Source organism: Variovorax sp., from assembly GCF_965279555.1.
In the GTDB taxonomy this organism is placed as follows: domain Bacteria; phylum Pseudomonadota; class Gammaproteobacteria; order Burkholderiales; family Burkholderiaceae_C; genus Variovorax.
Window position 1 is genome coordinate 3814831 of sequence record NZ_OZ257247.1, and the last position, 13583, is coordinate 3828413.

The window sequence follows — 13583 nt, forward strand, 5'->3', positions numbered from 1 at the left end:
CGCTTGTGCTCAGTAACCCGCCGCCACGCCGTCGCGGCGCGGATCGCTGGCAGCCACGTAGCCTTCGACCGAAGGCTCGCCCGCGCGCCAGATGAACTGGCCCGCGCCGAAGTCCTGGTACGAGTCGTTGATCACTTCCAGGTGGTGGCCCAGGTCGCGCAGGCCCTGCACGGTGCTTGCGTTCATCGCGGCCTCGACGTTGATCTCGAGCCCCGCGTTGAAGCGCCAGCGCGGCGCGTCGCAGGCGGCCTGCGGGTTCTGCTTGTAGTCGAGCATGCGCACCAGCATCTGCATGTGGCCCTGCGGCTGCATGTTGCCGCCCATCACGCCGAAGCTCATCACCGGCTGGCCGTCCTTGGTGAGAAATGCCGGGATGATGGTGTGGAACGGGCGCTTGCCCGGCGCCACCACGTTGGGGCTCTCGGCCTTCAGGCTGAAGCCGTGGCCGCGGTTCTGCAGGCTGATGCCGAACTCGGGCTCCACGCAACCCGAGCCGAAGCCCATGTAGTTGCTCTGGATGAAGCTCACCATCATGCCGCTCTCGTCGGCCGCCGTGAGGTAGATGGTGCCGCCCTTCACCGGGTTGCCGGCCTTGAAGTCCTGCGCCTTCTTCACGTCGATGAGGCGCGCGCGCGAGGCGAGGTAGGCGTCGTCGAGCATCTGCTCGGTCGTGACTTCCATCGTCTTGCGCTCCGACACATAGCGGTACACGTCGGCAAAAGCCAGCTTCATGGCCTCGATCTGCAGATGCTGCGATTGCACCGAGTCGACCGGCAGCGAAGCGATGTCGAACTTCTCCAGGATGCCCAGCGCGATCAGTGCCGCGATACCCTGGCCGTTCGGTGGAATCTCGTGCAGCGTGTGGCCGCGGTAGTCGCGCGAGATGGGCTTGACCCACTCGGGCTGATAGGCCGCGAGGTCGGCCACGGTGAGCGCGCCGCCCTGCTCGGCCGAGAACTTCGCGAGCGCCTCGGCGATTTCGCCGCTGTAGTAGGCCTCGCCCTTGGTGCGGGCGATGGCCTTGAGCGCGCGCGCGGCGGCGGTGAAGCGGAACAGCTCGCCGACTTCGGGCGCGCGGCCCCAGGGCAGGAAGGTCTGCGCGAAGCCCGGCTGCGACTGCAGCACCGGCGTGGCGGCGGCCCACTTGCCCTGCACCACCGGCGGCACCAGGTAGCCGCGCTCGGCGATGTCGATGGCCGGTGCCAGCAGGTCGGCGAAGGGCAGCTTGCCGAAGCGCTCGCTCAACGCCACCCAGCCGCGCACGGCGCCCGGCACCGTGACGGAGTCGATGCCGCGCATGGGCGGATTGGCGGCGTCGGCACCGTACTTGGCCTTGAAGTATTCGGGCGTCCAGGCCTTGGGCGCGGGGCCCGATGCATTGAGGCCGTGCAGTTCCTTGCCGTCCCACAGGATGCAGAAGGCGTCGCTGCCCAGGCCGTTGCTCACCGGCTCGACCAGCGTCATCACCGCCGCGGTGGCAATGGCCGCATCGACCGCGTTGCCGCCCTGCTGCAGGATGCGCAGCCCGGCCTGCGAGGCCAGCGGGTGCGAGGTCGACACCACGTTGCGCGCGAAGATCGGGATGCGGGTGGAGAGGTAAGGGTTGGCGTAGTCAAACTTCATACAGTGCCTTCAAAGATAGCTTGAACAAATTCAGGAACACCGCGGAACCGGCTTTGCCGGGCCGCTGGTGTTGCCCCCGGCAGGGGGAAGGCGAAGCGACACGAAGTGCGCGCAGCCTGGGGGCGAGCCCATTACTCGTTGGTGATCTTGCGGTCGACCACGATCTTTTTCCACTTCGCGGCGTCCACCGCCACCATCTTCGCGAACTGGTCGGGCGTGCCCGGCGTGGCGGGCTCGATGCCCAGGCGCGCGAGCTTTTCTTTCACCTCGGGGTCGGCCAGCGAGTCGTTCGCCGCCTTGTTGATCTTCGCGACGATGTCCGCGGGCAGGTTCTTCGGGCCATAGAAGCCGAACCAGGTGTTCGACTCGTAGCCGGGGAGCGTGTCGGCAATGGGCGGCAGCTCGGGCGCCAGCGGGCTGCGCTTGAGCGAGGTCACGCCCAGCGCGCGCAGGCGGCCGTCGCGCACATGCGGCATGCCGGTGGGCAGCGAGTCGAACAGCACGTCGACCTTGCCGCTGATCAGGTCGGGAATGGCCAGCGCCGTGCCTTTGTAGGGAATGTGCGTGACGAACACGCCGGCCTGCGCCTTGAACAGCTCCGCCGTGAGCTGCACGATGGTGCCGTTGCCGCTCGATGCGTAGTTGAGCTTGCCGGGGTTCTTCTTGGCGTAGTCGATCCACTCGCGCACCGTCTTGGCGGGCGAATTGACCGGCACCAGCATGATGCTGGCCGCGTCGCCCACGTGGGCGATGGGCGTGAAGTCGCGCACCGTGTCGTAGGGCAGCTTGCTGACGGCCGGGCCGATGGAGTGCGTGCTGGTGGTGGCCAGCAGGATGGTGTAGCCGTCGGGCGCGGCCTTCGCGGCCTGGTCGGAACCGATGGCGCCGCCGGCCCCGGGCTTGTTGTCGACCACCAGGGTGGTGCCGAGCTTCTCACTCATCTTCTGTCCCAGCGTGCGGGCAAACAGGTCGGTGGCACCGGCCGCCGGGAACGGAACGATCAGGCGGATCGGCTTGTTCGGGTAGCCCTGGGCCAGGGCGGCGGAAGACGCGGCCATGCCGAGCGCAACGGCAAGCACCTGGAGGAAGCGGAGGCGTTTCATGTGCGGAATTCTGTGCCTGTGGAGAAAAAAGGATGCTATGCAGCAGCGGCGCATCAAGCCAGATAATTTCGCTTATTCAACTATCAACACCGTTTATGACAAAGGGCGCCACGGAAGACATCTCGCTGCAGCAGCTGCGCGCGCTGACGGCGGTGGCCGAAACAGGCAGCTTCACCCTCGCGGCCGAGGCGCTGCAACTCACCCAGCCCGCCATCAGCCACCTCATCAAGCGGCTGGAGGAAGAGCTGGCGCAGCCGCTGGTGGTGCGCGGGCGCCGCATCCGCATGACCAACGCGGGCCAGATGATGGTCGACACCGCCGTGCGCGCATTGCGGCTGATCGACGAATCGGTGGACGCCTGCCGATCGCAGTCGCAACTGCGCGAGGGCCGCATCGTGCTGGCGGTGGGGCACCTCACGGCCGGCGCACTGCTGCCGCCGCTGCTCGGCCGCTTTTCGCAGAAGCACCCGACACTCGCGACCACGCTGCTCGACAGCACGGCCGAGCAGATGATCTCGCGCATCCTCTCGCAGGAGGCCGACCTGGGCTTCGGCTCGGACATCGGCCAGAAGCACTCCGAACTGGCGACCGAGCCGCTGTTCTCCGAGCGCATGGCGCTGTTCGTGCGCGACGACCATCCGCTGGCGCAGCACGCGGTGGTCGAGGCCCGGCACCTGGAGGGCCTGCCCTTCATCCACGTCAACCCCGACGCCAACGTATGGCGCGCCGTGAGCCGACAGCTTGCAAGCGCGGCCAACGTGTACCCGCACGTGGTGCACCATGTGTCGATGCTGTCGACCGCGTTCGGCCTGATACAGGCGGGTGCGGGCGTGGCGCTGGCACCGCGTTATGTGGAGGTGCTGATGCCGGCCAACCTGCGCGCCGTGAACGTCACGCGGCCCACGCTTGAATACCCGGTGGTGGCCATACGGCTGGCCAAGCATCCGCTGAGCCCGGCGGCGATGGCCTTCCTGGCGATGGCGCGCCAGCATATGAAGCCGCCGCGTTCTCTTTCGATCAGGCCCTGACTCTTTTTCGTTCGGGGTGCGATCACGCCGACGGGGTACCTTGCTCCGCGAATGTCCCCCGCGGCTTCGCCGCTCCTCCTTTATTTCACTGCGCAAGGCACCCCATCGACGTGATCGTGAAGCGCCGTCGTGGAAGCTGCATTTGTTGGCGCTCGCCGAAACTTCGTGCCGCACAGCGCGGCGATTTCGTCGGGTTCCTCTCTAGAGTGGATGCCCCTGTCACTTCACACCCCACCAAGGAGACGAGAAAGGCGCAACACACCCACTGCTGAGAGTTTTGAAGGCTGCTTGCCTCGCGGTCGGTGCGAAGGCAGCGATGCAGATGCGAGGTAAAGACCCGGCGGATCTTCTCGAAAACACCCTCTCGCAACTCGAAGCTCTGCTGTGGATCTGCCACGGTGAAGAGATCGACCGGTGCAGCGGTGACGGACCCGACAACTCGACAACCTGCTCTGGCTAGCGGCCGATCTCGCCCGCTAGGCAGGCCAACTTTTCCAGTCGAACGAAATGGCGAGGCGCGCAGCGCCCAAGCCAGGACCGGCCTGAACGCCCAAGCCTCGCCCCAGGTGCGCAGGGCGCCGGGTGCTCCCCGCAGCGAAATAAAGGAGGAGCCCGAAGGGCGGGGGACATTCGCGGAGGGGAGTACCCGGTGGCCTGCGCACCCGCCCTGAACAGCAGCCCCCACCATCGACAACAGCACAAACAAAAACGGCGCCCGAAGGCGCCGTCTCGAAGCGAGCAAAACCAGAAGATCAGTCTTCGACGAAAGCTTCTTCGCGCTTCGACTTCACAGCCGGCAGCAGCACGATGATCAGCAGCAATGCAGCTGCAGCCAGCAGGCTAGCCGAGATCGGACGCGTGACGAACACGCTCCAGTCGCCACGCGACAGCAGCAGCGAACGGCGCAGGTTCTCTTCCATCATCGGGCCCAGGATGAAGCCCAGCAGCAGCGGCGCGGGTTCGCATCCGAGCTTGAAGAAGGTGTAGCCCACCAGACCGAAGATGCCGACCATCCACACGTCGAAGGTGTTGTTGTTGGTCGAGTACACGCCAATCGCGCAGAACAGCACGATCGCCGGGAACAGGTACTTGTACGGCACCGACAGCAGCTTGATCCACATGCCGATCAGCGGCAGGTTCAGGATGATCAGCATCGCGTTGCCGATCCACATCGAGGCGATCAGGCCCCAGAACAGTTCCGGGTTGCTGGTCATCACCTGCGGGCCGGGCTGGATGTTGTGGATCGTCATCGCGCCCACCATCAGCGCCATCACCGCGTTGGGCGGAATGCCCAGCGTCAGCAGCGGGATGAAGGAGGTCTGCGCACCGGCGTTGTTGGCCGACTCGGGAGCCGCCACGCCGCGGATGTTGCCCTTGCCGAAGGGCACTTCGCCCGGCTTCAGCTTGGTCTTCTTCTCGATCGTGTAGGCCGCGAAAGCCGCCAGCAGCGCGCCGCCGCCCGGCAGGATGCCCAGTGCCGAACCCAGCGCGGTGCCGCGCAGCACCGCGGGCGTCATGCGCTTGAAGTCTTCCTTGGTCGGGAACAGGCCCGAGACCTTGGCGGTGAACACTTCGCGCTCGTCGTCGGGACGCGAGAGGTTGGCGATGATTTCGCCGTAGCCGAACACGCCCATGGCGATGGCCACGAAGCCGATGCCGTCGGTCAGTTCGGGAATGTCGAAGCTGTAGCGCGCCACACCCGAGTTCACGTCGGTGCCGACCAGGCCGAGCAGCAGGCCCAGCACGATCATCGCGATGGCCTTGAGCAGCGAGCCCGAAGCCAGCACCACGGCGCCGATCAGGCCCAGGATCATCAGCGAGAAGTATTCGGCGGGGCCGAACTTGAAGGCCAGCTCGGTAAGCGGCGGTGCGAAGGCAGCCAGGATCAGCGTGCCGACGCAGCCCGCGAAGAACGAGCCCAGGCCAGCGGCAGCGAGTGCCGGACCTGCGCGGCCCTTGCGTGCCATCTGGTAGCCGTCGATCACGGTCACCACCGACGATGACTCGCCCGGCAGGTTCACAAGAATCGCGGTAGTGGAGCCGCCGTACTGCGCGCCGTAGTAGATGCCGGCCAGCATGATCAGCGCCGACACAGGGGGCAGCGCGTAGGTGGCGGGCAGCAGCATCGCGATGGTCGCGACCGGGCCGATGCCGGGGAGCACGCCGATCAGCGTGCCCAGAATACAGCCGACCAGGCAGTACAGCAGGTTGGTGAAGGTAAAGGCAACGCCAAAACCCATCGAGAGGTGTTCAACCAATTCCATGATGTGAGCAGCTTTCTTCTCAGCCGGTGATGAAGGTCGGCCAGACCTGGATCTGGAGCTTCAGCGCCCAGATGAATGCAACGTAGCTGCCCACGGCCAGGACGGTCGCGAGGATCAGCACTTTCTTGAGGTCGAACTCGCTGCCTGCGAGGCTCGAGATGATCACCAGCGCGTAGATCGCGATGATCATGCCCATGGCCGGCACGCCGATGCTTGGCAGGCCGCCGAGCAGAATGCCGAATGCGAGGTTGGCGCCCAGGATGAACACCACCTGCTTCCAGGCCCACTTGCCGATCTTTTCGCCGTCGTTGGTTTCAACGGTGAGGCCGCTGAACATGATCCCCAGGCCGATGAGAGCCATCAGGATGCCGAGCATCAACGGGAAGTACCCCGGACCCATGCGGGCGCCGCTGCCCACGCTGTAGGTGGTGGCGCCCCATGCGAACGCCACGCCCACGACCGTGAACATCAGACCCGAGAAAAAGTCTTTCTGACTTTTGATTTTCACAACCGAACTCCTCGAATATTTTCGATGGAGGCGATTGTGGAGTCAGCTTCCGGTCAGCCCGATGTGGGTTCCACTAACCGAAGGCCTAGGGATAACCCGAAAGGCCACACGGGCCTTTGCGTGGCCTTTGCGGCTTTTGCGCGGCTATTCGAGCGGCGGCGTGGCGCTGAGCACTTCCTCGATGGTGGTCACGCCTTCGGCCACGCGCAGCGCGCCGGCCAGGCGCAGCGGTCGCATGCCGTCGATCACGGCCTGGCGACGAAGGCCCGCCAGGTTCGGCTCTTTCGTCACCTGCGTCTTGAACGACTCGCTGATGCTCAGCAGCTCGTAGAGACCCATGCGGCCCATGTAGCCGGTCATGCGGCAGTCTACACAGCCCACCGGCTTGTACGCGCGCACCGAGCCCGTGATCTGCCAAGGCTTGACGATGGTCTCCAGGCTCTCGCGCGTGACGGTGTCGTCGGGCTGCTTGCAGTGCGGGCACAGCGTGCGCACCAGGCGTTGCGCGAGCACGCCCAGCATCACCGCATTGATGAGGTAGGAAGGCACGCCCAGCTCCATGAGCCGCGTGATGGCGCTTGGCGCGTCGTTGGTGTGCAGCGTGCTGAACACCAGGTGGCCGGTGAGCGCGGCCTGCACCGCCATCTCGGCGGTGGCAAGGTCGCGGATTTCGCCGACCATGATGATGTCCGGGTCCTGCCGCATCAGCGCGCGCAGGCCCTCGGTAAAGCCGAAGTCGAGCTGCGGCTGCACCTGCGTCTGGTTGAACGACGGCTCGATCATTTCGATCGGGTCTTCCACCGTGCTCACGTTGACCTCTTCGGTCGCCACGCGCTTGAGCGTGGAGTACAGCGTGGTGGTCTTGCCCGAGCCCGTGGGCCCGGTCACCAGGATGATGCCGTTGGGCCGCGTGACCAGCTGTTCCCAGCGCTGCGCATCGTGCTGCGCGAAGCCCAGCGCGTCGAGGTCCTTCACGGCGGTGTCGGGGTCGAAGATGCGCATGACCATCTTCTCGCCGAAGGCGGTCGGCAGGGTCGACAGGCGCATTTCGACTTCGTCGCCGCGCATGTTGCGGGTCTTGATGCGGCCGTCGAGCGGACGGCGTTTTTCGACGACGTCCATGCGTCCGAGCAGCTTGATGCGCGCGACCATCGCGTTCATCACGCCCATCGGCATCTGGTAGGCCGGATGCAGGATGCCGTCGATGCGAAAACGGATCACGCCCTGCTCGCGGCGCGGCTCCAGGTGGATGTCGCTCGCGCGCTGGTCGAAGGCGTACTGCCAGAGCCAGTCGACCACCTGCACCACGCTCTGGTCGTTGGCGTCGAGCTGCTTGTTGCTCTTGCCCAGCTCCACCAGCTGCTCGAAGCTCGCGCCGCCGGTGTTGCCGCCGGCCTTCTGCGCGGCGCGCACCGACTTCGCGAGCGCGAAGAACTCGGCCGTGTAGCGCTGGATGTCAGCCGGGTTGGCGACCACGCGGCGCACCGTGCGGCGCGACTGGCGCTCGACTTCGGCGATCCAGTCGGTGAGGAAGGGCTCGGCCGTGGCCACCACCACTTCGTTGGGCAGCACCTGCACCGGCAGCACCTTGTGGCGCTCTGCATAGGCAGCGCTCATGGTGTCGGCCACCTTGCCCACGTCGACCTTGAGCGGATCGATGCGCAGATACGTGAGGCCCGCACGGCCCGCGAGCCACTGCGTGAGCATTTCCAGGTCGAGCGGCTTGCCGTCGCTCTCGCGGGTCATCGCCACGTTGGCCAGGCGCACCAGCGGTGCCTGCCGGCTTTCGGCCTGGGCGCAGCGCGCGATGGTGCGCTTGGCTTCGACCGGGGAGATCACGCCGTCGGAGGCGAGCCATTCGATCAGGCGCCGCAGTTCGAGCGGGCCTTCGTGGCGCAAGGCCAGCGGGGCGGGGGCGGGGGCGGGGGCGGAAGCAGCGGGTACAGCGCTCATGAGCCGGTGGTTCGGGTGAGTGTCGGGTTCTGGGGTTTGAACACCCGCAGCCACTTGGGTGCGGGCAAGCCCCATCGAGTCTGGATCGTTTGGGCGCGCTCGGCAAGCACCTCGCGCTTGGGGCGGCTCGGCGTGCGCTGCGCGAGCACCACCGTGTTGCCTTCGCGCGTCGGCTTGAAGGCCCAGACCGCGTCCGCGCCGAAGGCACTCGCGATCTTCTCGAGGCTGCGCTCGTAGCTCGACGAGCGACCGAAAAGGTTGACGGTCATGCAACCGTCATCGGTAAGCAGCGCGCGGCAGTCGGCGTAGAAGTCTTCGCTGTCGAGCACCGGCGCTGCCGCCTCGTGGTCGTAGAGGTCGACCTGCAGCGCATCGACCGTATCGTGCCATTCGGGCTTGCGGATCTCGGCGGCCGCATCGGCTATCACCACGCGCAGCTTCGGGTCGTCCGGCGGCAGCTTGAACCAGCCGCGGCAGGCCGACACCACTTGCGGATTGAGCTCGATCGCGGTGGTGCGCATGCGCAGGATCTTGCGGCTGAACTTGGTGAGCGTGGCCGCGCCGAGGCCGAGCTGCATCGCGTGGCGGCTGGCCACGGTCTTGCCGTCGGCAAACAGCAGCCAGGCCATCATGCGCTGCACGTACTCGAGCTCGATCTCGAAGGGCGCGTCGATCTTCATCGAGCCCTGGACCCATTCGGTGCCGAGGTGCAGATAACGGATGTCGCCCCAGTCGGAAAAATTGACTTCGGGAAGAGAGACGGGGGTTTTGCTCGATGCCATCAGACGACTAGATTGTGGGCAGCCATGACCTCGCGCCAGGCGCCGAGCTTGCGCTCGAAACTCCATGACGCATTGGCGGGGCTGGTGGAAGGCAGCTGGTAGACCGGCACGCCCAGCGTTCGGGTGTGGCGCGCGTGCTTGAAGCTCTCGCCGCCGTTGTGGCCGATGGCCGCGAGCTTAGGCAGATGCAGCCCGGCGATGTCGTTCACCACGGGCGCGCGGATGGCCGAGTCGAGACTGCCTTCACGCTCGCAGGACGCATACACGTCCCACACGCCCAGGCCGCGATCGAGCAGCCACCGGCAGCGCGGCCCGTAGCTGTCGGCGCCCGAGGGAAGGGGAATGTCGGGCCACACGGCTTGCAGGATCTTCCAGAACTGGTTTTGGGGGTGTGCATAGTACTGCTGCCGCTCGAGCGACTTGACCCCGGGGAAGCTGCCGAGGATGAGTACGACGGTCTTTGGCGAAACGATGGGCTGCAGGCCGGTGAGCACGGCGCTGGCGGCGGCATCGGGTGCGACGGGAAGCTTCATGGACGGTATCGTGCCACCGCCTTCCGCCAGCGAGCAAAAATGAAAAAACCCGCCGGAGCGGGTTTTTTTGCGAATGCCGGAACAGGTCCGGGCTTGCTTACTTCTTGGCGGCTTCGTTCTCGGCCGTGCCGGGGATCTTCTCGCCGATGGCCTTGCCGGTGGAGCGCATGCCGTCGGCGGTCTTGTGGCCGGCGTTCTCAACGACTTCGCCCGTCTTGGCGGCGGCATTCTTGGTGGCGTTGGTGGCCTTCTTGGTGGTGCGCTTGGTGGCGTTCCATGCCTTCTTGGTGCCCTTTTCGGTGGCGTTCACGGCCTTCTTGGTCGTGCGCTTGGTGGCATCGTATGCCTTTTCCGCTCCACGCTCGGTGGCGTTCACAGCGTCCTTGCCGGCTTCCTTCACCTTCTCGGTGGTGCTCGGCTGGGCGGTGGCCGGCGTGGCGGTGGCGGGTGCCGTGGTCTGGGCCACAGCCGACACGCCGATGGAGGCGAGCGCCAGCGCGAGGACAACGGGCATCGTGCGAATGAAAGACGTGGTCATGAAAAGGCTCCTTGTTGGATAAAGTTTTTAGCAGTGACTGACTTGCCACTGGTCTAGCAACGAGCTAGCGAACCCAAAGGATGACAGCAAATTTGCAACCTCTGCATACACGGATGCAGGTCGGGACATTGGCCTACGCGATGTGGGGCGCGCGTTCCGACATGGCCATGAGACTCTGGAGCCGCGGAAGCACTTCGAGCGCATTGCGCGTGGTGGCCGCGGCCAGCTCCTCGATGCCGATGCCCCTCAGCCCGGCCACCACTTCGGCGATGCGCGGCAGCTCGCCGGGCTCGTTGCGGCCCTGCGCCTGGCCGGCGTCGCGCTGGGCCTGCGTGCGATAGAGCCAGTGCGGCTGGATGTCGGGCGCATCCGTCTCCATCACGATCGATTCGATGGGCAGGCTTGCCGCCAGCCGCCTGAGCTGCAGGGCGCGCTCGAAGGTCACCGCGCCGCCGAAGCCCAGCTTCAGCCCGAGGGCGATGCACGCATCGGCCTGCTGCTCGCTGCCGTTGAACGCATGGGCGATGCCCAGCCACGGCTTGCCGCCCGCCGTCTGCCGCAGATGCTTGAGCACCTTGTCGACCGACCGCCGCACGTGGATGAGGATGGGTAACCCGTGTTTGCGTGCCAGTTGCAACTGAGTGTGAAAAAACCGCTCCTGCCTGTCGCCGTCCAGGCCCTCGACGAAGTAGTCCAGCCCGATCTCGCCGACCGCCACCAGCCGGGGGTCGTCGCGCCGTGCGGTCAGTTCGGCGTCCAGCGCCTCCAGATCGGCGTCGGCGGCCTGGCCGGTGCACAGCGGATGGATGCCCAGCGCATAGACGTCGCCCTGCAGGTGGGCCAGCTCCCGCACGGTCTGGAAATTGAAGGCGGCCACCGCCGGAATGACGCACATCGCCACACCCCGCTCGGCCGCGCGGGCGCGGACGGCGGGCATCTCGGCACCGAATTCGTGCGCGTCAAGGTGGCAGTGGGTATCGATGAAGGTAGCCATCGCGCGATGATGCCCGAAGGGATGCGCAGGCTCGGAAAGCGTGCTACTGTGAACTCCTTCACGCGATATTTTTTGCCGGAGGTGCTCCGATGCGCAGGCCTGCTTTCTACAGCCGATCGCCCCGCACGCTGCCACCGGCCGCAGACGATGCGGCCGATCGGGCGGATGCATCGGCATCGGCCGAAGCGCACGACGCTGGCCGCGCCGCACCACCGCTTGTTCCCGCCCAGCCCGCGAGGACGGGCTGGCAGCCCGGGCGCCGCAGCTTCGCCTTGCTCATCGTGCTGTGCACCGCCCTCGTCACCGGCACCGTGCTGTGGGCGCCCCGGCCCGGCGGCAAGGCGCTCGCTCAGAAAGACATAGACGCGGCCGTGCTGCGCACGCTGCAGACCAACACCCTGCCCTCGCCCGCCGCCAAGGCGGCCGACATCATCCGGCCGTCGGTGGTGCGGGTGGTGAGCTATGGCGAAGAGAAGAACACGCCGGAAGCCAGGATCCAGAAGCGCGGCCGCAACATGGCCAAGGGCAAGTCGCCGGAAGCACCGAACGACGGAGGCCCGTCGGGCGAAGTAGAGCGCGGCGTGGGCACCGGCGTGGTGATCGTCGACAAGGGCGTCATCCTCACCAACCTGCACGTGGTCGCGGGTGCCGACAAGATCAAGGTCACCTTCTACGACGGCCTGGAAGCCGTGGCCACCATCACCGGCGTGCAGCCCGAGAACGACCTCGCGGTGCTGCAGGCGCAAACCGTGCCCGACGACCTGATTCCCGCCACCATGCGCTCCACCGCCGACCTGCGCTCAGGCGACCAGGTGGCCGCGGTGGGCTTTCCGTTCGGCATCGGGCCCTCGGTGTCGGCCGGGGTGGTGTCGGGGCTCAAGCGCTCTTTCCGCTCACCCGAGGGCAAGCAGGAGCTGGGCAACCTGATCCAGTTCGATGCCGCCGCCAACCCGGGCAATTCGGGCGGCCCGCTGATCAACATGGACGGCGAGGTGCTGGGCATCGTCACCGCCATACTGAACCCGACGCAGCAGCGCACCTTCATCGGCATCGGCTTCGCGGTGCCCATCGAGAACGCCGCCTCGGCCGCCGGTTCGCCGCCGTTCTGATCTTTTACCCAGCGTCTTTTCTTCTTCGAAAGTCCTTCGCATGAGCACAGAGACAGCCGCCCCCACGCCCGCCGGCACCGCTGAACTGATGGAGCAGATCCTCTACGAGGTCAAGCGCGTGGTCGTCGGCCAGGACCGCTTCTTGGAGCGCGTCATGGTCGCCATGCTCGCGGGCGGGCATCTGCTGGTGGAAGGCGTGCCCGGCCTTGCGAAGACGCTCACCATCAAGACGCTGGCCGACACCGTGCGCGGCCAGTTCAAGCGCATCCAGTTCACGCCCGACCTGGTGCCGGCCGACCTGGTGGGCACGCGCATCTACAACCAGAAGACCGGCGAGTTCAGCACCTCGCTGGGCCCGGTGTTCGCCAACCTGCTGCTGGCCGACGAAATCAACCGCGCGCCGGCCAAAGTGCAGAGCGCGCTGCTCGAAGTGATGCAGGAGCGGCAGGTGACCATCGCGGGCGAGACCCACAAGGTGCCGCGCCCCTTTCTCGTGATGGCCACGCAGAACCCCATCGAGACCGAAGGCACCTACCCGCTGCCCGAGGCGCAGGTCGACCGCTTCATGATGAAGGTCATGGTCGACTACCCGAGCGACGAGGAAGAATTCGTCATCGTCCAGCGCGTGATCGGACCGCCCGTGGCAGCCACGCCGGTCGCCACCACCGAGCAGCTGGCCGAGCTGCAGGCCGAGGCGCGGCGCGTGTATGTCGACCCCTCGCTCATCCAGTACGCGGTGAAGCTGGTGTCGGCCACGCGCACGCCCGAGAAGCACGGCCTGAAGGACCTGCGCCGCTTCATCACCTTCGGCGCCAGCCCGCGCGCCAGCATCAGCCTGACCGAAGGCGCGCGCGCCCTGGCGCTGCTGCGCGGCCGCAGCTACGCACTGCCCGAGGACATGACCGCGCTGGTGCCCGACGTGCTGCGCCACCGCGTGACGCTGTCCTACGAAGGCCTGTCCGAAGGCCTGACGCCCGACGGACTTGTCGACAAGATCATGCGCGCCGTGCCCGCTCCTCCGAAGCCCCTGGAACATGAAAAGCTGGTGGCCTGAAATGCGCGCACCCCCAGTTTTCGCGCACTTCGTGTCGCTTCGCCAACCCCCTTGCAGGGGGCAACACCTGCGGCCCGGCAAAGCCGGTTCCGCG

General features: G+C 66.4%; 12 protein-coding genes. 3 read left to right on the forward strand and 9 right to left on the reverse strand.

Going from position 1 to position 13583, the window contains the following annotated elements:
- Positions 1–9: 9 nt before the first annotated feature.
- Both ACQY8B_RS18060 and ACQY8B_RS18065 read right to left on the reverse strand, forming a co-directional pair.
- A complete protein-coding gene (locus ACQY8B_RS18060; RefSeq protein WP_422087965.1) occupies positions 10–1623 on the reverse strand; it encodes a gamma-glutamyltransferase family protein in 1614 nt (537 codons plus the stop codon).
- 131 nt (positions 1624–1754) lie between these two features.
- Complete coding sequence (locus ACQY8B_RS18065) at positions 1755–2726, reverse strand: Bug family tripartite tricarboxylate transporter substrate binding protein (RefSeq protein ID WP_422087966.1); 972 nt, start codon at positions 2724–2726, stop codon at positions 1755–1757.
- Between the two features lie 95 nt (positions 2727–2821).
- Here ACQY8B_RS18065 and ACQY8B_RS18070 point away from each other — a divergent pair, with 95 nt between their 5' ends.
- Positions 2822–3754, forward strand: a complete 933-nt coding sequence (locus ACQY8B_RS18070) for a LysR family transcriptional regulator (protein WP_422087967.1) — start codon at positions 2822–2824, stop codon at positions 3752–3754.
- 752 nt (positions 3755–4506) lie between these two features.
- On the opposite strand, the gene ACQY8B_RS18075 is transcribed toward ACQY8B_RS18070, so the two are convergent.
- The 7 genes from ACQY8B_RS18075 to ACQY8B_RS18105 form a co-directional block, all read right to left on the reverse strand.
- Positions 4507–6018 (reverse strand): tripartite tricarboxylate transporter permease, encoded by a 1512-nt coding sequence (locus ACQY8B_RS18075; RefSeq protein ID WP_422087968.1) that lies wholly within the window; start codon positions 6016–6018, stop codon positions 4507–4509.
- A 19-nt stretch (positions 6019–6037) separates the two neighbouring features.
- Positions 6038–6526 carry a tripartite tricarboxylate transporter TctB family protein gene (locus ACQY8B_RS18080; protein ID WP_422087969.1) on the reverse strand — a complete coding sequence of 163 codons (489 nt, stop codon included), beginning with the start codon at positions 6524–6526 and terminating at the stop codon, positions 6038–6040.
- A 144-nt stretch (positions 6527–6670) separates the two neighbouring features.
- Positions 6671–8479, reverse strand: a complete 1809-nt coding sequence (locus tag ACQY8B_RS18085) for a GspE/PulE family protein (RefSeq protein WP_422087970.1) — start codon at positions 8477–8479, stop codon at positions 6671–6673.
- Positions 8476–9261, reverse strand: coding sequence for a spermidine synthase (locus ACQY8B_RS18090; protein WP_422087971.1), 786 nt, complete (start codon positions 9259–9261; stop codon positions 8476–8478). Before ACQY8B_RS18090 ends, ACQY8B_RS18085 begins: the two co-directional genes overlap by 4 nt.
- Positions 9261–9794 (reverse strand): DNA-deoxyinosine glycosylase, encoded by a 534-nt coding sequence (locus ACQY8B_RS18095; RefSeq protein ID WP_422087972.1) that lies wholly within the window; start codon positions 9792–9794, stop codon positions 9261–9263. Before ACQY8B_RS18095 ends, ACQY8B_RS18090 begins: the two co-directional genes overlap by 1 nt.
- Positions 9795–9891: 97 nt before the next feature.
- Complete coding sequence (locus ACQY8B_RS18100; protein WP_422087973.1) at positions 9892–10332, reverse strand: hypothetical protein; 441 nt, start codon at positions 10330–10332, stop codon at positions 9892–9894.
- A 133-nt stretch (positions 10333–10465) separates the two neighbouring features.
- Positions 10466–11326, reverse strand: a complete 861-nt coding sequence (locus ACQY8B_RS18105; protein ID WP_422087974.1) for a TatD family hydrolase — start codon at positions 11324–11326, stop codon at positions 10466–10468.
- A gap of 89 nt (positions 11327–11415) precedes the next feature.
- Here ACQY8B_RS18105 and ACQY8B_RS18110 point away from each other — a divergent pair, with 89 nt between their 5' ends.
- Both ACQY8B_RS18110 and ACQY8B_RS18115 read left to right on the forward strand, forming a co-directional pair.
- Complete coding sequence (locus ACQY8B_RS18110) at positions 11416–12435, forward strand: S1C family serine protease (protein ID WP_422087975.1); 1020 nt, start codon at positions 11416–11418, stop codon at positions 12433–12435.
- 40 nt (positions 12436–12475) lie between these two features.
- Positions 12476–13489 (forward strand): AAA family ATPase, encoded by a 1014-nt coding sequence (locus ACQY8B_RS18115; RefSeq protein ID WP_237679049.1) that lies wholly within the window; start codon positions 12476–12478, stop codon positions 13487–13489.
- Positions 13490–13583: the final 94 nt, after the last annotated feature.